Here is a 19496-nt window from a genome sequence, read left to right as displayed (position 1 = left end):
ACTCGGGGAAGTCACCCTCCCCGAGAATAGATCTTAATGTCTTCTTGGTTTGTTGAAAGTCTGTGGTTTTGCGATATCGATATTCAAAGTTCTACCTTTGAACTCGGTTCCGTTTAGACTGTTCTTCGCGTTTTCGGCTTGCTCCTCGCTAGCCATTTCCACGAATCCGAATCCTTTACCTTCAATTACTTTCGCATAAGCTACTTCTCCGTAGTTGGAGAACAGGTCACTGATTTCCTGCTGGCGAACTGAGTAATTAAGATTTCCTACAAAAAGTTTGCGATTCTGCATGCTTTCCTCGAACAAAAAATTTAGGCAGCTTCCGACTCGCAAACGGGAGACCAATTCGCCAACAATAAAGACATAACACTCTTTAAGAACAGCGGGATTGATTTGAACGACGGCAAAATCGCGGATAGCAGGGTTTCTAAGAGAAGCAAAGCTCGGATTTCACCGATCTGATTACAATGACACGTGCGGATTTCTGAACAGCGGACCTACAATAAGACCATTCTAATTCTTTTATAAGAAGAATCAAGTCTAAGAAAATTTTTGTAGAGACTCACCGCAAAAAAAACAATCGCAGGGATAGGAGCCTAATTACCAGACCAAGTGACGTAGGGGTTTGGAAACGAATGCCAATTTTATTAAAAACGAAACTAGAATAATGCCGGTTAGAGCCCAATAGATTCCGCTCGGAAGGCTATCATCTTCTTTTTCCCAAAAAATTAATAACGGAAGGCTGAATGTAAACATTCTGGAAACGTTTTCGTAAGTGGCCCAGTAAAGAATATAACCTCCGGCATACGCGGTTAATAAAAGAATTCCAAAACCTAACCTAAATTCCAGTCCTTTCTTCCAATCGCCTCTGAATAACAGGTAGGTCCCGGATACGAGCAGAAGTACCAATGGAATTCTGGAGAATTTTTTAATCAGTAGGATAAAATTCCTATCTCCTGAAAGGAGAGCCTGTCGGAGTTCCCCAAAATATCCTATAAGCCCGCCGAACGGATCAAAGAAATGGCTTAAACTTCCCGGGGTCCATTCCGGGAATTGGGTCCTAAGATAGAGACTCCAGGCCCCAGGTAAAATCAAAGAGGAAGCCACCCAGATACTTTTTTTGAATTCCTTTTGGAATAATGTGGCAAGTCCCAATGGGAAAAACAAAAAGACAGCCTGTTCTTTCGTAAGAATGGCAAGACCGGCGAGTAAAGAGAAGGTTATAAATCTTTTTTTGATAAAAGACCAATACGCTAGAACGCTCAGTCCCATCATTACCGTGTCTGATACGAGTAAAATATAACTTCCTAAGGCGAACGGCGAGAGTAGATAGAATGCGCTTACATATTTTTTGGAGTCCGGCAGTAAGTCTCGGATCGCAAGATAAGAAAGATAGAAAATCCCCAGATTCAGTATATACATCCCTAAGATGGTCCCATACATTCCGAACCAGCCGAATGGAGAGACTAATAGCGGATAACCTATTCTAGGAGCCCTAAAACTGGTCTCAAAACCTTTAGGCCAATCCAGGCTAAAGCCGGATAACATTCTAGAATAATAATAAAAGATCTGTCCGTCGTAGCCTGCGCCTAAGTTCCCCTCCTCACCTAAGAATACGATCGCGCCCGGAGGAGTTTGCTCTTTATTTTGATCCGCAAATTCTTTCCCAAAATTTATCTGAGAACTCGGACTCCAAGAATATTTTTTCCACACAGAAATCGAGGAGAAGGAATACAAAACGAGAAAAACGACGGTAATTAGTTTAGGATTTTGTAAAACCGCAGTGTATTCCGCTTTTAGTTTTTCATTCGGCAAAAATTTAGATAAGAATTCGGACATTCTACTTTTCCGTTAATGTTTCCAAGATCCAATCAGCATACAAATCTGAGGATTTTTCGGAAGCTTGGTAGGTCAAATGGTGAGGATCTAGAAAGGATCTTTTGTCCGTAAAATCGGATACCGCATTTTTGAATTTATACTTATCTGTTCCTAAATTTTCCAAATAAGAAATATATCCCTTGTACCAAGGGCTGGATTCATATACTTCTCTTTCAAAAGGATTTTCCGGAGAATTTACGAGAATCACACGGATACCTTGTGTCTCCAGATATACGATCGCATTTTTTAAATACTCCAATTCGGACCAAGTAAAAAATTTCGGAGAGGATGCCAATTTGATCTTCGCCATTCTAAGGGTGACTAACCTGGACATTTTGGAACTTTCTCCCTTATACCCGTAGATCCTTTCGGTATAATCCTTGGAATAAGTTTGATCATCCATTTTAGAGATCCTAGTATCGTCTATACCGGGAATTCGAATATAAGAGATATGTTTTCGGATCTTATTTCTGCAGAAGTTCTGAGAAAGTCGGATCCCGTAAATTTCTTCGGTTCCGAAAATCCTGGAGTCGACTTGTAAAGAGGAGATTTTTTTATCGGAAGCAATTCTTAATTTGATCCTATCCGACTTTTCCGGAACATCAAACCTAATCGTATGCCAACCGGACTTCGGAAAAGTTTTATCGAATAATATCGGTTTACTTTCCCCCCAAATCCTAAGAGTGGTTCCTTTCTCTTGGAAGAATACACTCTCTTCAAAGACTCCGTTTTTTATTTCGCAATCGATCGAAAATTCCGGTTTGGCCCATCCTCTTAGATATATCCCTTCTTCCGGAATGATCCCAGTATAATAATGATAGGATCTCCCACTTCTAAGGTGGTTTTCGATCCATGCGTCCATAGGATCGTATAAGAAACTTCTATACCGGACCACTAAAAACAGGGATCTAGAAAGAAGAGATAAAAAGGCGGATTTGCCGATATTCAGGATATTCTGATACTTCTCCCTTAAATATTGAGCAGGATAGATCATCCTGTTCTGATGTCTTGTTTTTGCGGAAACATCGTTTAAGGTATTTTCGGAATATTCCAAATTTTGAAAGTCGATGATGGACTTTTCCTGATAAATCAGATTTTGTTTGTATTGGGCAAGTCTAGCTTCGCTTTCTTTTTCCGATAATAGAAAATCCAATTGTAGATCGGCAGGATTTAAAACGAAAAACACAAGTTTGGGTTTTTTGGAGACTATATCTTCCTTATAAAAATAGAGATCGGAAGGTGTTAAAGCGGGGTGGGAATAGAACTCCGTGCGGATGGATGAACTTTTAAGTTTTTCATTCATTCTTTCCGGAAGTGAAGAATAAAGAGCCACACTGCTCCCTACGATCAGGGCTCCTTTTTCATTTTCGGAAAATTGGATCCTTCTTCTTTTTTCTAAGAAGTTGAACCAAGGAGAGGTATCCCACTCCAACTCATTCGGAAATCCGAAAAGTAGATTATCCAATACGATCCGATCGATTAAGGAAAATAAGGCGATAAATAGAATGCTTAAATAGAATATTTTAAATTTTAGTTTTTTTGGATTCATTTTGTCGAGTTATTACATTCGGAACAAACGCCGTATAAGATAATTTCATGAGAATCTAATGAAAATCCCTTGGGTAGATTTTCCATAGGGAAAGGACAGATCTCCACATCAAAGACGCGGTCACAGATCTTACAATGAAAATGATGATGATGGTCCAGATGGCTGATCTCGAAACGGGAAGATTCGCCGGGTAATTGGATCTCATGGATCAAACCGGATTCTAAAAGATGGTTCACCGACCGATACACGGTGGCAATCCCTATATTCTGTATGGATTTTTTGGAGATATCGTGGATTTCCTTTACGGAAAGAGGGCCTTTTGCATCACGGATGACTCTCAGGATCTCGCCCTTTTGTTTAGTGTTTCGAGAGGCGGATTTTCTATCTTCTTCCATTCAGACCGGCTTCGAATCTTATCTTGCTCCAAAAAGGAGACAGATGTCAACTCGATTCCCGTTGGAATTCCAACCTGCAAATGAAGGGAAAATAATCGGTTTCTAAATTGATTGTAGGAACTCCTACATGACAACCGAGTGAAGTCGATGTAAAAAATCCGATTTTAAACTGCTTGTAGGAACTCCTGACCGAAATAGATTCGATCTTATGAGGAAAACCTTTCTGATCCTCTATTTTTTATTCGCCTGTTCCCAGTCGAATCATCTTATCCCAGTACGAAATTCCGAAGGTGAGGTCTTAGGTAAATATCCTAAAGAAATTAGATGGTTGGGATTTGAAAACAATCCGAGTTGGAGCGACCTTTCCGCATTCTCCGAATTAGAAGTCCTAGAGCTAAATTCCAAAGAAATAAAATCACTGGAAGGTTTATCGGACCTTCCTAAATTAAGATCCATTCACCTTTCAGGATCTTCCGTAAAAGATCTTTCTCCATTAAATCGTTTTGCAAAATTGGATAGTCTGATCCTAAACCAAACGGAACTAACCGACCAAGATCTGAATAAATATCTGTATTGGAATCGGTTGACTAGAATAGAATTGACCGATTCCAAAATTTCCAATCTCGGTTTTTTAGGATCCGGATGTAGTGTGAGACATTTGCAGCTAAAACACACTCAGATCAAGGATCTAAGACCTTTGGAACATTGTACGAACCTAATCGAACTTTATTTGGGCAGGACCCAAGTAAAAGATTTAAGTCCATTATACGGTCTTACGAACCTGGTCCATTTACAACTGGACGGTTCGGACGTTTCTGCCAAAGAAATTTCAGACTTTAGAAAAATACAACCCTATGTAAAGATCATGCCGGGTTTACGTAAGATCTTTAGTTCCGAAACGGGATTGGATTGATCTATAGTCGCTTCGCTCCTGAAGCCCACATGGCGGGCTATAAAGCGAGAGGTCTCGCTTCCCCGGGATTCATGTATAAGATCATATCCCCAGGCTCTGCATGAATTGATTTTTCAGTCCTGATCTCTCCGGTAGTCTCTACCGTTTTCAGAGAATTCAATTCGGTTCTCTTTCCATCTCTTTTTTCTAATATAGCCTTGGCACCTTTTCTCACTCTGGAAAGGCGTATCCCCCAAATACTTGTGATAGCCGGATCCGTCTTCAAAATGATCGCTGAGATCTGAGAAATATTGGATGATCTTGATTTTTTCAGAAGAATTCCCTCTTCTTCTCCTTCCGGACCCGGAGTTAAACGAATATCCTCCGGACCTGATTTCCATATTAGAAATTCGAAATGATCACATTCGTAAGCCCGAGTTAAGGTCCAACGATCTCCCGGATTTTTACTTGTGAACATCCGACAAAGCCTGGGACGAAATCTGAAATATTTTCCGGACTCGTCTAGATTTAGTTGTCCCTCAAACCTTGTCTCTTCCCAATTTTTGGATCCGCTCACCGTTAGTTGACTGATCAACATTTCTTTTTTGTTGGAGTGATTTAGATACACCTGCCTGATATAAAATCCGGTCGGGATTTTTTTGATCTCGGAAAAATATTCTCCACTTTCCGGGACAGAATCGAATGCGGGAATTTGTGGACCCAGGATCGGATCTTTGTGTAAGGGAGAAGGACGAAATCCGCAATTATATCCTAACGAAAAAATTACGATATATTGAAATTTTTTGGAAAAAAATTTCCAAATCTTCGGAACCTTTTTAGCCAATGATCCTTGCTCCCATTCGACCCTGAATAATTATTGACCTTAACAAAAAGGATCAAGGCGTAAAGCTAGTTTCTTTTTTGATAGGAAAGATCATGAAGGTTTTGACCGGAGACGGTTATTGGAAGTCCCTTTGTATGCCATTAGGCAGATCTTTCCATACGTTCGTACTTTCGGTTTGTTTGATATTCATACTTTCCGACTGCGTGGTTAGCAAAGACGCACTCGGAACAAACGACAAATCGGAACCTAGTATAGACGATCTACTTTCTTTAGCCCAAGTATCTAGTTCTTGCGGCGGCAATAATACATTCTGGATCCGTAATCTTGTAAAGAACAGTTCTAGCTGTGTGCAGACCAAGAAAGTAGCTTCAGGTGCTCACGTAAATATTTACACAACTAACGGTTTAGAATCCGCTTTAGATTACCAATATATCGCCCAAGAATTCGATTCTAAAATTTATCCAAGACTCGGCGAGGCTTTCGGTTTTTCAGACGATCTAGATGGAGATGGAAAAGTCGCAGTTATAGTATCCGACATCCATGACGGGAGCCAGACCGGTTCTTCTTTTGTGGCAGGGTTTTTCGATCCGGTGGATTATTTTCCGGATAATTCCAATTATGCGGTCCGTTCTAATTATTCGAATATTGTGTATATGGACGGTGTGGAACTGGTCGCTGTACGGAACTCCGACCTTGCCTTAGGAAAACCGGATACATTCCTCGCCACCCTCGCCCACGAATACCAACATTTGATCCGATTCCAATACGAGGCAAGGATCATGAGCCAAGGAGGAGGAAGGGACGAGGCTTGGATCAACGAAGGAACCAGCGAAGTAGCCGCAGATATCGCGGGTTATTCTCCCCAGATCAATCGGATCAATTGTTATAGAGGTCGGAATTCCAATGCATGCTCCAGAGGAGTGAACGGAAATAGTATATTCGGAAGTTCTAAATTTAACTCTCTGGTAGATTACGCATTCGCATACTCCTTCATGAAATACTTATATATGATCTCCGGGAACGATACTGATTCTAGAAATACGTTTTTTAGGACCGGGGTCCAGGGTCCTAAAGGGTATAGAGCCTCGGACGCATACGGATTATTCCATTTATTCAAAACGAGTGCGGACAATTACCTGAATTCTTCCCAGGAAATAAAAAACGCGGTCGGGACAGACAGTTCAGAGATCTTTAAGAAAATTTATCCCGCATTCTTATGGCAATCTTTAGGGGATATTTCTCCCGAGTTTGCACAATCCGGAACGGATACAAGTGGCGCTTCCGATTTTTTACAGGATATAACTTATACGATCCAGTATTTCCCTTTCCCTGCTGCGGGAACGGACGGGGATGTTCTCAGAAAATTATACGATCCTCTAAGAATACCGGAAATCACTCCGTTAGGGGAATTGAATCCGGGACAGATCCAATTCGTAAAAGCGGACCGTTCCAATTCCAGTTCGATCGGACGATTAGTATTATTAAAAAAGAATATAGACGGAAACCTGTATTCTCTACAGATCAATACCGAAATGAAAAGGTCCGGAAATGTTTCGGTCTCATTAGGAATTACCGAGGATGACAACGAAGGGGAAGAAGCGATCGTTCTTCCTGAGTCTTCTGACACTCGTCCGATCTGCCCTCACGAGTTCTTTAAACTCTCTCGGAATCGGACGAAACAGAAAATTTTTGGCGAATATAAAATTCCTTAGAAAATTAAGGCATTCCGGAAAGAAGAGATTTGAATTCTCCCATTCTTTCTTCCGCAACTTTTTGGGCCGCTTCCATAGATTGGTTTACAGCCTGTTTGATACTTTTTTGAAGTAGTTTTTTATCGTTTTTAGCCAGCAAAGAATCTTCGATACGGATTTCTTGAACGGTTTGTTTTCCGTCGGTAATGCAGACCACCAATTCGTTTTTGGATTTTCCTTCGAAGGACAGTGCCTCCAGTTCTTTCTCCAATTTTTTCATACGAACCCGCATCTGGTTCATTTGTTTTAGATTATCTAAACTTTTGCCGAACATCGAACACTCCCGGTCTTTCTTGATAGGATTTTCAGACCGGGAAGCGGAGCAAGAAATTAAACCAGGCTAGGTCCGGTTTCTCCCATTCTCTCCGGCAGATCTCGGATCTGTTCCGAACTTGGTTCCCAAGTAAATTGGTCGGGGATGAGTTCTCGTAAGACCGGTTCCTCGGTTAAAAAACCTCCGGTCCTGACAGGGGCAATTCCCAAACTCACTAAGAATCCCAAACTCGCAACCAAGGTTACCAGAAGAGAGGACTCAATATTGATATTTGCCCGACGTTTCATGACTGTATCTAAAGTATCGGTCGTTTCGGGGCAGACTGATTAGAGGATTTCTGAGAAAAAATCGGGCTTTTGAGTCATAAAATGATCTCACGCAAAGGTGAGAAGAACTCCAAAATTTTCAGAATCGAGTCTAAACTCCGTGTGCTCCGTGAACTCTGTGCGAAACACCCTATTGCATCCGGTTTTCGCACGGAGACCACAAAGTTCACAGAGACGGCTTAATGTTCTTCTCCGTCCCTTTTGCGATCGATTCTTTCTTCTATAATGCTAAAAAGAGAGCCGTTCGGATATTTACCTGATTTAGAGATCCTACCTGCGGGGACACCGAAAATATCCGGGATTAAATCCTCCACATGAGAACAGGAGAAGATCTGGAAATTCCCTTTTTTCATACTTTCCCTGATCTCTCTCGGAAGATTCAGATCCCTCATATTGTCTTTCGGGATATAAATTTTGTACTTCTCTCGAGGAGAGCCGGTCAGTCGGATCACGTCAAACCAGGCCTGGATTTTCGTGTTTACGGAACCGACGGGAAGGATATCCCCATATTGAGAAAGAGCCCCGGTTACCGCAATATTACAAGGTATCTCTAGTCCGGAAAGTGCCGAAAGAAGCGCTAGAAGTTCCGCACAACTTGCAGAATCCCCATCGATCGGAGAACTATTCTGCTCGAATAAAATGGAAGCGTCCAAACCGAACGACTGGGTATGAGAAAACATTCCTTTGATATAGGACTGTAAGATGAACACTCCCTTATCGTGAAGGCTTCCCGAAAGGTTCACTTCCCTTTCTATGTTAATCAGATTTCCGGAACCCAATGAAACCCTGGCTGATACCTGGTTCACCTGTCCGAAATCGAGCAAAGAAGATTGCAACAAAATCACAGAAAGTCCGTTGATCCGCCCTGTCTTCTTTCCTTTCAGAGGAACACCGATAAGGCCTTCTTTTATATTCTCTATATATTTTCTTTTATGAATAGCGGTTCTTTTTTGGATCAGCGCAGGACCTGCTTCTATCTCTGCCCTACCCACTACCTTCTTCCCTTTATTATTAAATGCTAATACTTCTCTCACAAAAGAGCGAAGTTCCGAAAGATGAAGGGAAAGTTTAGTTTGGCTATCATTCCATCTGAGCGCAAGTTCCAATAGGGAATCCAAGGCAGCCTGATCCAAAGGAGGATAACCCGGCTTCTCCCAAGACTTGACTAGTCCTGAAAAAATAGGAAGCCAGGATTTTTCCAAACTGATCTCGTAGGGCATATGGATCTTAAAATCAAAACTTCCGTAAAAGTCAGCGTCTATCTGAGAGATCGAATCTACTTCAGTCTCTTCCCCCACTAAAATAAGCCTAAACCTGGAATCAATACTTGGATGAAATCGATTGATATGGATAGAATCGGATCCTTCCGGTAGAGATAAAAAATCTATCTTCCCTGTAAGAAGTACTCCCTTTAGAAAATAATAAAGATCCGGATCTTCTACAAAGGGTTTGATGGGAAGAAGTAAAAGTCCGCCGTTTGCTTCCGAAATTTTTCCCGGTCTGTATTTGTTTTCAAAAGGAAATCCTGCCAAGGACAATAAGGTCGGATTCGGTTCCGCAACTACCGGTTGGCCTTTTACGAGTTCTTCCAGATATTGTCCGAATTGTAGAAGGTTTGCTTCTATTTCCGGACCGGTAATCAAAATATGTCGGAAGAGTCCCGGGTTTTCCAGGGCTTGGCGGAAGGTTCTCACCTCTTCCTTATGAAATACTAAAAAGTCTGGCAGTCCGTTCAGTTTGGCCGGCTTTGCCGCTTTAAATCGAATTTCAGTTTGGGAAGGAAGAACCTTGCGTAACACCTTTCCCAGTTTCCGGTTTGGCGTCGAATTCCTCAATTAAATAAGTTGGGGTTATTTCTTTTCAGGGTCCAAAATCAGCATGGAATCTCCGTAGGAAAAAAAACGGAAATTTTGCTCTATGGCGTATTTATAAGCTTTGAGTATTTTTTCTTTTTCTGAAAATGCGCTAACTAATAAAAGTAAACTGCTCTGCGGAAGGTGAAAATTCGTAATCAAACCTTCGCAACTTAGGATAGAATCTTCGGGCTGCAAAAATAACCTCGTTTTTCCTTCTCCTGGTTTGAACGTTTTGGTGTTTGTATCATAAGCGGATTCCAATGCCCTGAGTGTAGTTGTGCCTACGGAAATAATTCTTCTGTCGTTTTTTTTGGCTAAGTTGAGAAGTTCCGCTGTTTCCAAAGGAAGGTCGAATTCTTCCTCATGTAATTTTTTATTCGCGAAATGATCTTCGTTCAAGGATTGGAATGTGCCATAACCCACTTTCAAATCTAATTTTAAGAATTCTATGTTTCTGTTTTTCAGTTCCACCAATATTTCCTGAGTAAAATGTAAACCAGCCGTAGGAGCCGCAACTGAACCCAGATTTTTAGAATATACGGTTTGGTAACGAACATCGTCTTCCGAAGTACTTTCCCTTTTGAAATAGGGCGGGATGGGAGTGCGGCCTATCAGTTCGAATGAGTTCTCATCTAGCTCTGTTTCAGACCGGAGGATGGTAAATTCTTCTTCTCTTTTTATTACGGAAAAAAGGAATTTCCCGCTTACCTCGTCGGAGACGATATCTCCTAACTTCAATTTTTTAGAATTTCGAGTAAGAGTTTTCCAAACCCCGGGCTCGGTCTCAGAAAGAAACATTGCCTCATGTTTTCTTCCCGTTTTAGTAACGAGGAATACTCTTCGTTTGGAAACTCTGGTTGCATTTGCGACAAGCACATCCCCTTCTCGGAGATAATCGAGTATTCTTGAAAATTCCGTTTCTTCTTGTAAAAAATCCTGGGTCCTACCTAAAACAAGCAGCCTACTTTTATCTCTTTTAGCCGCCGGAAATTTTGCAATCTGGTCTTCGGGAAGTTCGAAATCAAAATCGGACAGATCTTGGAATTCCATTCTTCCAATGAATCCGATCCGAAGAATTCGGGAATCGATTTTTAATTTCTTGGCTTTTTCGGGCGGACAGAAAAGAGTACCTGAATGCGGATCGACCTGAAAAAGTCCGGCCCTCTTTTAGTATTCATTCTATTCTTAGCTTTTCTTTATGCAAACGGGTTCAGCCGCACGGAACTTTCTTCCGATTTTTCGGACTATTACGAAGCCTCACGCAATTTCAAACAAGGCAAGGACCTATATAGTTTGGACGCTTTATCCGAAGTGGTCCAAGAATTCGAAAGCGGCAAATTAAAACTAGATCAGATATTCGATCCGGAAGTATTCTTTAGGATCAAAGCAAAAGTAGAAAATGTAGGTTCTTATATTTATCCGCCAACTTTTGCGTTCTTGCTCATCCCGATTTCCGGTCTTCCATTCCATATTGCATCCGGGATCTTTTTTACGATCAATTTTATAGCGTTAATTGTAAGCTTATTATTGATCGGGAAACTTTTAGGAAGAGAAAAATCCTTCTTATTCTTATCAGCAGTTTTACTTTTATCCTTACGATTTGTAGAGAATCACCAAAACAATAACCAAGTTGGGTTCTTGCTCTTATTACTGATCTTGGTTTCTGTTTCCGTCCAAAAGGATTGGCTATCCGGACTTGTTTTGTCTCTTGCGATCGTGATCAAGATCACACCTGCAGCTTTCTTATTTTATTTCTTATACAAAAAAAGACCGATGGTAATCGTTTATACGATCGTATTCGCTTTTGGTTGGATTGCACTCCCCGCTTTGTATGACCTTGAGTTCACTTGGAAAATGAACCAAACCTGGTATGATCTGGTTTTAGATAAGTATCTTAAGTCTCCCGCATTGAGAGCTTGGAAGAATAACCAAAGTTTGAATTCTACCCTATCCAAATACTTTTTAGCATATTCTGATTTATTAAATCAGGGAAGATTCGGAATGCCGTTTACTACTTTGACAGTAAATCAAGTAAAGATCATTTCCGGCATTTTAAGTTTAGGGATTGCAGGCCCTTATTTGTATAGAGTATTTAAAGGCGCCTCGGAAGGATTTGTATTATCCGGATTATTCTTCTTTTCGGTAATTTTTAGCGGGATTTCCTGGATCCATGCATTCGTATTCTTATTATTCCCGACTGCATTCATTCTTTCTAAACTTTGGCCGGAGCAAGGAGAACCACTTTTAGTCTGGGAAAAATGGAAAACAAATCTAATAAAATATAGATCCGCTACGATCTTTATCTCCGTTTCCATCTTAGTGCTACTTTTAAACAGAAGTTTTATAGGAAACATTGCGGAAGAAGCGATACTCATGTTCTCCTTTTTATTATATACTTCCTTAATACAGTACATGTGCACTTTCTATTCGGATAGAACCGCTTGATCTTTTTGTAAACCGATGCTAAAAAAGGAAAATTTAAAATATAAACCGAGGGTTGCGGTAGATGCAAGACCCTTGTCTTATGGAATAACAGGAAATTCGAGATACCTTGCGGAAGTTTTACAAAGGTTATTACGTCCTGATTCTCCTTTAGAATATTATTTGTATTCAAATAAACCTATTCATCCCGTTTTTAATCATCTAATCGGTTTGACTCCTACTTTTATTCCAAGTAAACTTCCGGGAGTTTTATGGCTGAATTTTACGATACCTTCTCTGGTGAAAAAGCATAGGATAGATCTGTTTTGGGGGACCTTACAGTTACTTCCTGCATTCGGACTAAAAGTCCCTACCTTGGTAAATTATCATGATCTAAATTTCAAGTCCGCTCCGGAAACAATGACCACTGCGAATTATTGGCAACATAAGATCTTGTCTCCGATCACTTTAAAAAAAGCGGATAAGGTCCTTTGCCTTTCACAAAATACCAAAAATGATATTCTGAACTTTTTACCCGAGTTGGAGCCAAAATTAGAAGTAGTCTATCCGGGAGTTCAAGGTTTCGGATCCGTGACCGCTCCCGAAAAAGTTCTGCCAAAAAATTTTTTATTCTCCGTAGGTACTTTAGAACCCAGGAAAAATTTAAGCACTCTTGTAGAAGCTTATCTTTCCTTAAAAAAGGAAGAACCGAATTTTCCTTATCCGTTAGTTCTTGCCGGTAGACTCGGCTGGAAATCGGAGGGGCTTACCTCTCTTTTAAAAGAAGGCGGCTTAGAGAAGGAGGGGATCTATTTTATAGAGAACCCGAACGATTCTAAACTAGGTTGGCTTTATAAAAATTGTTCTTATTTTATCTTCCCTTCTTTGCATGAAGGTTTTGGGCTGCCTTTGCTGGAAGCGATCCGAGAAAACAAACCCTGTATTGTTTCGGATATTCCGGTATTCCACGAGGTTCTAGACGAGCTTACGGACTCTTTCGTCTCTCCTAAGAATTTAGAGGCTTGGAAAAACGCACTTTCCTTGGCCGGTAAAAAAGGGATCTATGGCAGAAAGCCGAGTAAAAACGATTGGTCTTGGGATTCCACCGCAAAGCTAGTCGAAAATTCTCTCGTAGAACTTTGGAAATCAAGAAAGAAAAACTCCTAGGCCCTCAAAGTATGAACAAATCCGATACATCCAAATCCGCATGGTGGAATTGGGAAAGCTCCGAACCGGAAATTAGATCCAGTAAGATCAAAAAAAGTAAATTAAAGATCAATTATATACCTCCATTCTTTGCGATCTTAGTTTACGGAGTATTGTTATTCTATTTATTTCCTTTTTGGACATTAGTTTCCACATGGATCTTTAAATTTGTGGAATTACTACAGATCACCAAGGTACTAAAACTTTCTCTTTTAACCGACAAAAGATTATACGACTATTCTGCACTTTTTGTGATCTCTTATATCGCATTCGCTTTCTTTTTGGATCTGATCCGGTTTTTGCGAAAGAACCTATTTCAAGTTTTTGTAACGGAAGATAATAGGCTTGCAGTTACCAAATGGGGACTTTTAGGGAAGGAAATCATTCGTTGGAATCCGGATCAAACCGGTTTACAGATCCATCATAAATCGGGATGGTTCCGTTCCCTTTTAGGTTTGGAAAAATTATCTTTTAGGATCCATCTTTCCGAAACTGAAAATTCAGTACTTGCGGAATCTCCTTATTTTTTTTCTAAAAGTAATCGTGAGTTCTTATCTTCCGTGTTCAGATCCGTTTAATGCTCAAACGTTCCTTGGAAAGTCTAGAATTCCTTAAAAAAGGAGAAAATATATTCCGTTCTCCTTCCCTTTGGGTGGGCTTTCTATTCCTAATTTGTTTTACCGGGATCTTATTCTTATTCGATCTGAGATTTTTATCCAGACATTACGATTGGGACTCCATCGTTTACACTCATAATATAGTAACCAATAAATACTGGAAGGTATTTTTCAATCCGCATCATATAGGTTTCGAAAGTACAGGATTATTGTACTTAAAATTTTGGTATTGGTTTCATGGGGCTGACTCCGCAATGTTCGGACTCAGGCTTAGAGTGTTGGCGGTCGCATCCTTCTTCATTTTTATACTCATGCTGTCCTACTGGAGATTGTACAAGGACATGATTGGTGCGGTTCTTTTGGGACTGGCAGTCCATTGTTCCCAAGGATTTTGGTTTTATGCCCAGCATAACGACACTCCACTCATCCATTCCTGTTTTACCGCCGCCTTATTTTTACTCTGTGTTTGGAATTCCAAGAACGGTTGGTCTCCGGGAAAATTATACATAGCAGGTTTTTTGCAGGTTTGGAATGTCTATTATCACCAATCGGATACGATTTTTCTGACGTTCGTACCTGTTTCGGTCCTTCTTGCGGATAAATGGAGAGGAAGAAGTTTCGAATATTCTTATAAACTCAAACTTATCTTCGCATATTTATTCTCAGTAGTGACTATCCTAACACTTTCTTATTTGTATGTGGGATTTATTCTTTTAGAAAGGAATTTATCTGCTCCGATCGAAAGTGAGAAAAATTTTGCCAACTGGCTATTTTTATACGCTTCCCAAGAAAGGTGGGGAGCTGCACCAGGACCGAAAAATTATATCATAAATTTTTATAGAGGGATTGGAGACGCCTTTTTAAATTTTGAAGGTGTCAAGAACGGACTTAGGGTAAATACAAACGAACTGACCTCTCTCAAAAGTTTTCCTTATAATTTGAATCTAACGTTTTGGGTCGGGATCCTATTTTTGGCGTTCTTGAATTGGATCCGCCTCTGGAAGTCCTTCAAAACGGAACTCATTCTTTTATTCTTTTGGCTTATTCCTTCCTTCGTATTTTACACTTGGTGGGAAGGTTATTTTTTCGAGTTCTGGGTCTCTTCCGTAATAGGACTTTTGATCTTTGCGGCTTTAGTACTTCGTTCTTTGGAATTCGACAATTTGCGATTTGGAATACGCTCCATCTCTCATATTATTTTTTTCTCTTATGTGAGCTTACTTTTTTTGGTGAATTTCACTTATTCCACTCTTCCTAGATCCGAAAAGTCGCACAAAAGTTTTATAGAAGGGATCGAAGATAAGTATGAGGATATCACTCCGGAGCCGGTATATCGGAACGAGTAAATAAGTGCTTGTGGGTTTCTCTCAGTCCAAAAAACTGCACAGGAGTCGAGGACAAACGAACGAATGCTGTTCAATTCAGCCCATTTTCTCGTATTTTTGCCGATCGTTTTGATCTTAGCAAAGATCCTAAAAGGTACATACCAACGGGTTTTCCTTCTTCTTGCCAGTCTCTACTTCTATAACGCTTGGCATCCTGCTACGATAGTTTGTGACGATATCAGGACCTCTTCTTGGTACGAGAACTGGATCGATCTATCCTTCTGTAATTATAATATCAACTTATATATCATAATCCTGATCGTTTCCATGGTCGTGGACTATGCTGCGGGAAGATTGATGAGTAAAGCGGAAGTCTCTGAAAAGTTCAGAAGACTCTGCTTGATCGTATCTCTCATCACAAATCTTGGGATCTTAGCTTATTTCAAATACACAAATTTCCTTTTGGAAGTTTTTGCCGACTTAATCAATCAGATCTCCACAGGTGAGCCTCTCAAGATAGAACATCTAAAGATCATTTTGCCTGTCGGTATTTCTTTTTATACGTTCCAGTCTATGAGTTATACCATAGACGTATTCCGAAGGAATCTGGAGGCTCGTAAGTCCTTCTTGGATTTTGCTTTGTACGTATCCTTCTTCCCTCAATTGGTGGCAGGACCGATCGTTCGTGCTCACACATTTTTTAGGGATTTGGACGATACTCCAAAAGTCACTGCAGATGATGTGCAGATCGCTTTTGCTCAGATCCTAATGGGATTTACCAGAAAGATCGTATTCGCGGATAATCTGGCTAAGGTAGTAGACTTTACATTCAATAATTATAAAATTCTAAATCCCGCCGAGATCTGGGTCGGAGCTTTGGCTTTCGGATGGCAGATCTATTTCGACTTTGCGGGATATACCGATATCGCGATCGGAACCGCAAGACTTTTCGGATACAAATTCGATCCGAACTTCAACTTTCCGATGGTGGCAAGGAATATCGCGGATCATTGGTCTCGTTGGCATATCTCCTTCTCCACTTGGATCCGGGATTATATTTATATACCTCTCGGCGGTTCCAGAGTAGGAGTTTTAAAAGGGTACAGAAACCTTTTTATCACTTGGCTATTCGCAGGTATTTGGCATGGAGCTGCTTATCATTTTGTCGGGTGGGGACTCTGGCAGGGGATTATGCTCGGAATTCATAGAGAATATTCCAAAACCAAGCTTGCCTCTTGGTTAAACGAAAGAGGCGGCATAAGTTACGATATCGGAGCTCGAGTTTTCACCATGTTCTGTCTTTCTTTCGGATTCATTATGTTCCGTGCCAAAACAATGAAAGCCGCCTGGGCAATGATGAAATCGCTGGTCTTCGCAGTACCCGGCGGGATCTATTCCGTTAAAACTTTTGTAAATTACGATTACGGAATATTACTTGTGATCTGTTTCATTCTTTCCTATTATTTCTCCCGAAACCCGATAGAAACGATCGTGGAAAATAAGAAAAAGTTCGGAGTATTCGTCACTGCGAATCTATTTATCATTCTGTTCTTCGGAGCAGGAGGTCAAAACTTCCTGTATTTCGATTTCTGAGGTGAAAGTGAATCCGTATATCAGTTTGATCCGTCAGAGAAGTTTTTGGATACCGATCCTCGTATTGGCCTTATTCGATTTATGCCTACAAACGGGAGTTTATAGACCTTATTTAAAAAAAGGATCCTTCGCAGCAAACGTTATCCGAAACACCGATTACGTCTTGGAGAAGAAGGCCGAGTTCGAACCTACGATCCTTCTTCTTGGAACCTCGGTCGCTCACCAGGGGCTTTCTCTTAAAACTTTAAACGAGACCTTGGAACCTTACGGGGAGAAGATCCAATCCATAGCAATGGAAGGGACCGAACTTGTAGTACAAGATGCACTTGTGCGGAACCTTCTTCCTAAATTCCCTAAAGTACATACCGTCTTACATATTCTGGAAATCTCCACGCCGTGGGTAGACCAAGAAGACCTACAAATCCACACTCTTGCTATGCTTGGAGAGTTGGATAGAAGAATGGCTTTTCCTTTAATCTACGAATTCAATTATAATGTGCGTTATGACGATCTTGGATTTTTGGCGTTCAAAAGTATCGCATACAGAAGGGATATCAGGGATTTTATCTTAGATCCGTCCAAACGTTTGAAAGATATCAGCAGAAGGAAAAAAGAAGCAAAGCTTACTCCTTGGCCGCATGAGAATACAAATCTTCCGAGTATCAGTATGTTCCCGGAAGTAAAAGATATCAAATCTTGTTTGAAAATCACAAATCCTGGGAATGGGATCGCTGCTCCTGTGGGTTCGGACCAATTCCATAAGAAAGCGATCTGGGACACCTGCGGATTAGGAGAAAAAACTCCTATCAAAGTAGAAAGGACCAAACAGGTGAACAACTACTTCCATAGATTAAAGATCCTGCATAATGATATTCGCCAAGTCGGCCTGGAAAATGGACAAAAGATCAAGATCATAGGAGTGATCGCACCGTATAGTGAGATCATTAAGAATTGGAGAAGTCCGGACAGGAATAAGATCTGGGAAGAAGAGATCCGAAAGATTGATCCGACTACCCCGCTACTCGATTATCAAGCGAGCCTAGATGGAGCAAATAACGGGGATTATTATTACGATCTTATCCATTTGAATAAGGCAGGAATGGAAAAATTCTCCGCGATATTTTCCGCCGACTTACCCTCTATCCTTGGGTTGAACCGGAAAAAATAAAAATGATCTTTACCTCCACTTTATTTTTCGTATTCTTTCTGATCGTTTATGTTCTATATTGGTCTTGGGAAAGTCGCAAGTACAGAGAATGGGTATTGCTCATTGCATCCTTAGCATTTTACGCGTCTTGGAATCCCCCTTTCCTTTTGCATCTCATGGGGATCGTATTTGTAAATTATCTTTTCTTACAGCCGATCGCAAAGACAAAAAGTAAAAAATTGCTCACGATTATCGTATTGATCGACTTGATCAACTTAGGAATATTCAAATATTTTTATTTCGTTTCTGACAATCTATTCTACGTAACGAATTTATCCCTATTTAATACGAGTACATTTTCTTTTAGGATCATTCTTCCTTTAGCCATCAGCTTTTATACATTTCAAGTCATGGCTTTCATGATAGATGTCTATCGTGGAAAGGTGGAAGAGCTTCCGAGTTTCTTCCATTTTACTTTGTTCTTGTTATTTTTCCCTCAGTTGGTCGCAGGACCTATCATGAGGGCGAAAGATTTTTTCCCGAGACTGGAACATTTAAGAATTCATAAGACCGCGATCTATATCGGGTTATTTTTGGTCGGACTCGGAGCATGCAAAAAGATCCTGATCGCCGACAATTTAGGAAGTTTGATCGATCCTGTATTTTTAAGACCGAAAGAATACGGAAGCGGATCTTTACTTTTGGCGGCTATCGGATTTACTTGGCAGGTATATTCCGACTTCTCCGGATATACGGACGTAGCTAGAGGTTGCGCTTTATTATTCGGATTTAATATACCGAGGAACTTCAACGCTCCATTTTTCAGCAAGAACATCCATGAGCTTTGGAGAAAATGGCATATCACCCTGGGCACTTGGCTTAAGGATTATATTTATATTCCTTTGGGTGGAAGCAGGATCTCCGAGTTCAGGACCAATATCAACCAAACGATCACTTTCGCTTTGGGGGGTTTATGGCATGGAGCAAACTGGACATTTTTAGCCTGGGGACTTTCTCACGGATTCTTTCTGTTTGTGGAAAGGTTCATGGAAAGAAAGGGTTTGAGGGTCCTGCCTGAAACCGGGAAATTTTTCCAAGGGGTTCGGATCCTATGGACATATCTATTATTTACACTTGCGGCGGTATTCTTCCGTTCTTTTAATATAGGGGATTGTTTTTACATTTTCAAAAGCTGGTTTCTTCATATCCGTCCTGAGCAGGCTAGTACTCTTTCTTTCAATTTAGTAATTCCTTATATTATCGGAGGAATCATTTTCCATGCTGCGGAAGCTCCGGCACATTATCCTCTTTGGTTCCAAAGAAACAGGGCCAAACTTTTACTTGCTTTTCTGTTGATCGGAGCTTTGATCTTCGGAAATTACGCGGGCAAGGGACAAGATTTTATCTACTTCGCGTTTTAGA

The 19496-nt window shown here is 40.6% G+C and carries 18 protein-coding genes; 9 read left to right on the top strand and 9 right to left on the bottom strand.

All coding sequences use genetic code 11. From position 1 onward, the window contains the following. Positions 1-33: 33 nt before the first annotated feature. The 4 genes from AB3N61_RS17850 to AB3N61_RS17835 form a co-directional block, all read right to left on the bottom strand. Complete coding sequence (locus AB3N61_RS17850) at positions 34-291, bottom strand: RNA recognition motif domain-containing protein (RefSeq protein WP_008589002.1); 258 nt, start codon at positions 289-291, stop codon at positions 34-36. A 309-nt stretch (positions 292-600) separates the two neighbouring features. Further along, positions 601-1839: an AZOBR_p60025 family cell surface glycopolymer formation protein gene (locus AB3N61_RS17845; RefSeq protein ID WP_367899339.1), complete on the bottom strand. Its 1239-nt coding sequence runs from the start codon at positions 1837-1839 to the stop codon at positions 601-603. Position 1840: 1 nt separating this feature from the next. Then, on the bottom strand, positions 1841-3427 hold the full coding sequence (locus tag AB3N61_RS17840; protein ID WP_367899338.1) for a hypothetical protein: 1587 nt from the start codon (positions 3425-3427) through the stop codon (positions 1841-1843). Further along, positions 3424-3822: a Fur family transcriptional regulator gene (locus AB3N61_RS17835; protein ID WP_020770070.1), complete on the bottom strand. Its 399-nt coding sequence runs from the start codon at positions 3820-3822 to the stop codon at positions 3424-3426. Before AB3N61_RS17835 ends, AB3N61_RS17840 begins: the two co-directional genes overlap by 4 nt. Positions 3823-4030: 208 nt before the next feature. Between AB3N61_RS17835 and AB3N61_RS17830 the strand changes: the two genes are divergently transcribed. Continuing rightward, positions 4031-4735, top strand: coding sequence for a leucine-rich repeat domain-containing protein (locus tag AB3N61_RS17830; protein WP_367899337.1), 705 nt, complete (start codon positions 4031-4033; stop codon positions 4733-4735). A gap of 37 nt (positions 4736-4772) precedes the next feature. Here the strand turns inward: AB3N61_RS17830 and AB3N61_RS17825 are convergent, their stop codons facing one another. After that, positions 4773-5558 carry a hypothetical protein gene (locus AB3N61_RS17825; RefSeq protein WP_367899336.1) on the bottom strand — a complete coding sequence of 262 codons (786 nt, stop codon included), beginning with the start codon at positions 5556-5558 and terminating at the stop codon, positions 4773-4775. 92 nt (positions 5559-5650) lie between these two features. Here AB3N61_RS17825 and AB3N61_RS17820 point away from each other — a divergent pair, with 92 nt between their 5' ends. Next, the gene (locus tag AB3N61_RS17820; protein ID WP_367899335.1) at positions 5651-7270 is read left to right on the top strand and encodes a peptidase M30; all 1620 of its coding nucleotides are present in this window, start codon (positions 5651-5653) and stop codon (positions 7268-7270) included. 4 nt (positions 7271-7274) lie between these two features. On the opposite strand, the gene AB3N61_RS17815 is transcribed toward AB3N61_RS17820, so the two are convergent. From AB3N61_RS17815 to queA, 4 genes are all read right to left on the bottom strand, one after another. Continuing rightward, on the bottom strand, positions 7275-7583 hold the full coding sequence (locus tag AB3N61_RS17815; protein ID WP_020770064.1) for a YbaB/EbfC family nucleoid-associated protein: 309 nt from the start codon (positions 7581-7583) through the stop codon (positions 7275-7277). A gap of 56 nt (positions 7584-7639) precedes the next feature. Next, on the bottom strand, positions 7640-7870 hold the full coding sequence (locus tag AB3N61_RS17810; protein WP_020769999.1) for a hypothetical protein: 231 nt from the start codon (positions 7868-7870) through the stop codon (positions 7640-7642). A gap of 218 nt (positions 7871-8088) precedes the next feature. Further along, the gene (locus AB3N61_RS17805; protein ID WP_020769927.1) at positions 8089-9708 is read right to left on the bottom strand and encodes an AAA family ATPase; all 1620 of its coding nucleotides are present in this window, start codon (positions 9706-9708) and stop codon (positions 8089-8091) included. 51 nt (positions 9709-9759) lie between these two features. Next, positions 9760-10815 carry a tRNA preQ1(34) S-adenosylmethionine ribosyltransferase-isomerase QueA gene (queA, locus tag AB3N61_RS17800; RefSeq protein WP_367899334.1) on the bottom strand — a complete coding sequence of 352 codons (1056 nt, stop codon included), beginning with the start codon at positions 10813-10815 and terminating at the stop codon, positions 9760-9762. A gap of 84 nt (positions 10816-10899) precedes the next feature. On the opposite strand from queA, the gene AB3N61_RS17795 reads away from it, so the two are divergent. The 7 genes from AB3N61_RS17795 (at position 10900) to AB3N61_RS17765 (ending at position 19495) form a co-directional block, all read left to right on the top strand. Further along, positions 10900-12210, top strand: coding sequence for a glycosyltransferase family 87 protein (locus AB3N61_RS17795; RefSeq protein ID WP_020770018.1), 1311 nt, complete (start codon positions 10900-10902; stop codon positions 12208-12210). Between the two features lie 15 nt (positions 12211-12225). After that, positions 12226-13353: a glycosyltransferase family 4 protein gene (locus AB3N61_RS17790; protein ID WP_020770017.1), complete on the top strand. Its 1128-nt coding sequence runs from the start codon at positions 12226-12228 to the stop codon at positions 13351-13353. Positions 13354-13364: 11 nt separating this feature from the next. After that, complete coding sequence (locus tag AB3N61_RS17785) at positions 13365-13970, top strand: LIC20162 family protein (protein WP_020769954.1); 606 nt, start codon at positions 13365-13367, stop codon at positions 13968-13970. Then, a complete protein-coding gene (locus tag AB3N61_RS17780; RefSeq protein ID WP_367899333.1) occupies positions 13970-15355 on the top strand; it encodes a hypothetical protein in 1386 nt (461 codons plus the stop codon). The genes AB3N61_RS17785 and AB3N61_RS17780 overlap by 1 nt, the downstream gene beginning before the upstream one ends. Positions 15356-15418: 63 nt before the next feature. After that, positions 15419-16927 carry an MBOAT family O-acyltransferase gene (locus AB3N61_RS17775; protein WP_367899332.1) on the top strand — a complete coding sequence of 503 codons (1509 nt, stop codon included), beginning with the start codon at positions 15419-15421 and terminating at the stop codon, positions 16925-16927. A gap of 7 nt (positions 16928-16934) precedes the next feature. After that, positions 16935-18095, top strand: a complete 1161-nt coding sequence (locus AB3N61_RS17770) for an SGNH/GDSL hydrolase family protein (RefSeq protein ID WP_367899331.1) — start codon at positions 16935-16937, stop codon at positions 18093-18095. A 2-nt stretch (positions 18096-18097) separates the two neighbouring features. After that, positions 18098-19495 (top strand): MBOAT family O-acyltransferase, encoded by a 1398-nt coding sequence (locus tag AB3N61_RS17765; protein WP_367899330.1) that lies wholly within the window; start codon positions 18098-18100, stop codon positions 19493-19495. Position 19496 lies beyond the last annotated feature (1 nt).

Source organism: Leptospira sp. WS58.C1, from assembly GCF_040833995.1.
Taxonomy (GTDB): Bacteria; Spirochaetota; Leptospiria; order Leptospirales; family Leptospiraceae; genus Leptospira_B; species Leptospira_B cinconiae.
Note: the sequence above shows the minus strand (reverse complement) of the source record. Positions and strands in the feature narration are given on the sequence as shown.

Coding starts and splice junctions, on each gene's coding strand:
- AB3N61_RS17790 (WP_020770017.1), top strand. CDS start 12,226: ATGCTAAAAAAGGAAAATTTAAAATATAAACCGAGGGTTGCGGTAGAT.
- queA (WP_367899334.1), bottom strand. CDS start 10,815: ATGGAATTCCAAGATCTGTCCGATTTTGATTTCGAACTTCCCGAAGAC.
- AB3N61_RS17765 (WP_367899330.1), top strand. CDS start 18,098: ATGATCTTTACCTCCACTTTATTTTTCGTATTCTTTCTGATCGTTTAT.
- AB3N61_RS17785 (WP_020769954.1), top strand. CDS start 13,365: ATGAACAAATCCGATACATCCAAATCCGCATGGTGGAATTGGGAAAGC.
- AB3N61_RS17840 (WP_367899338.1), bottom strand. CDS start 3,427: ATGAATCCAAAAAAACTAAAATTTAAAATATTCTATTTAAGCATTCTA.
- AB3N61_RS17795 (WP_020770018.1), top strand. CDS start 10,900: ATGCGGATCGACCTGAAAAAGTCCGGCCCTCTTTTAGTATTCATTCTA.
- AB3N61_RS17815 (WP_020770064.1), bottom strand. CDS start 7,583: ATGTTCGGCAAAAGTTTAGATAATCTAAAACAAATGAACCAGATGCGG.
- AB3N61_RS17820 (WP_367899335.1), top strand. CDS start 5,651: ATGAAGGTTTTGACCGGAGACGGTTATTGGAAGTCCCTTTGTATGCCA.
- AB3N61_RS17775 (WP_367899332.1), top strand. CDS start 15,419: ATGCTGTTCAATTCAGCCCATTTTCTCGTATTTTTGCCGATCGTTTTG.
- AB3N61_RS17845 (WP_367899339.1), bottom strand. CDS start 1,839: ATGTCCGAATTCTTATCTAAATTTTTGCCGAATGAAAAACTAAAAGCG.
- AB3N61_RS17810 (WP_020769999.1), bottom strand. CDS start 7,870: ATGAAACGTCGGGCAAATATCAATATTGAGTCCTCTCTTCTGGTAACC.
- AB3N61_RS17850 (WP_008589002.1), bottom strand. CDS start 291: ATGCAGAATCGCAAACTTTTTGTAGGAAATCTTAATTACTCAGTTCGC.
- AB3N61_RS17835 (WP_020770070.1), bottom strand. CDS start 3,822: ATGGAAGAAGATAGAAAATCCGCCTCTCGAAACACTAAACAAAAGGGC.
- AB3N61_RS17780 (WP_367899333.1), top strand. CDS start 13,970: ATGCTCAAACGTTCCTTGGAAAGTCTAGAATTCCTTAAAAAAGGAGAA.
- AB3N61_RS17830 (WP_367899337.1), top strand. CDS start 4,031: ATGAGGAAAACCTTTCTGATCCTCTATTTTTTATTCGCCTGTTCCCAG.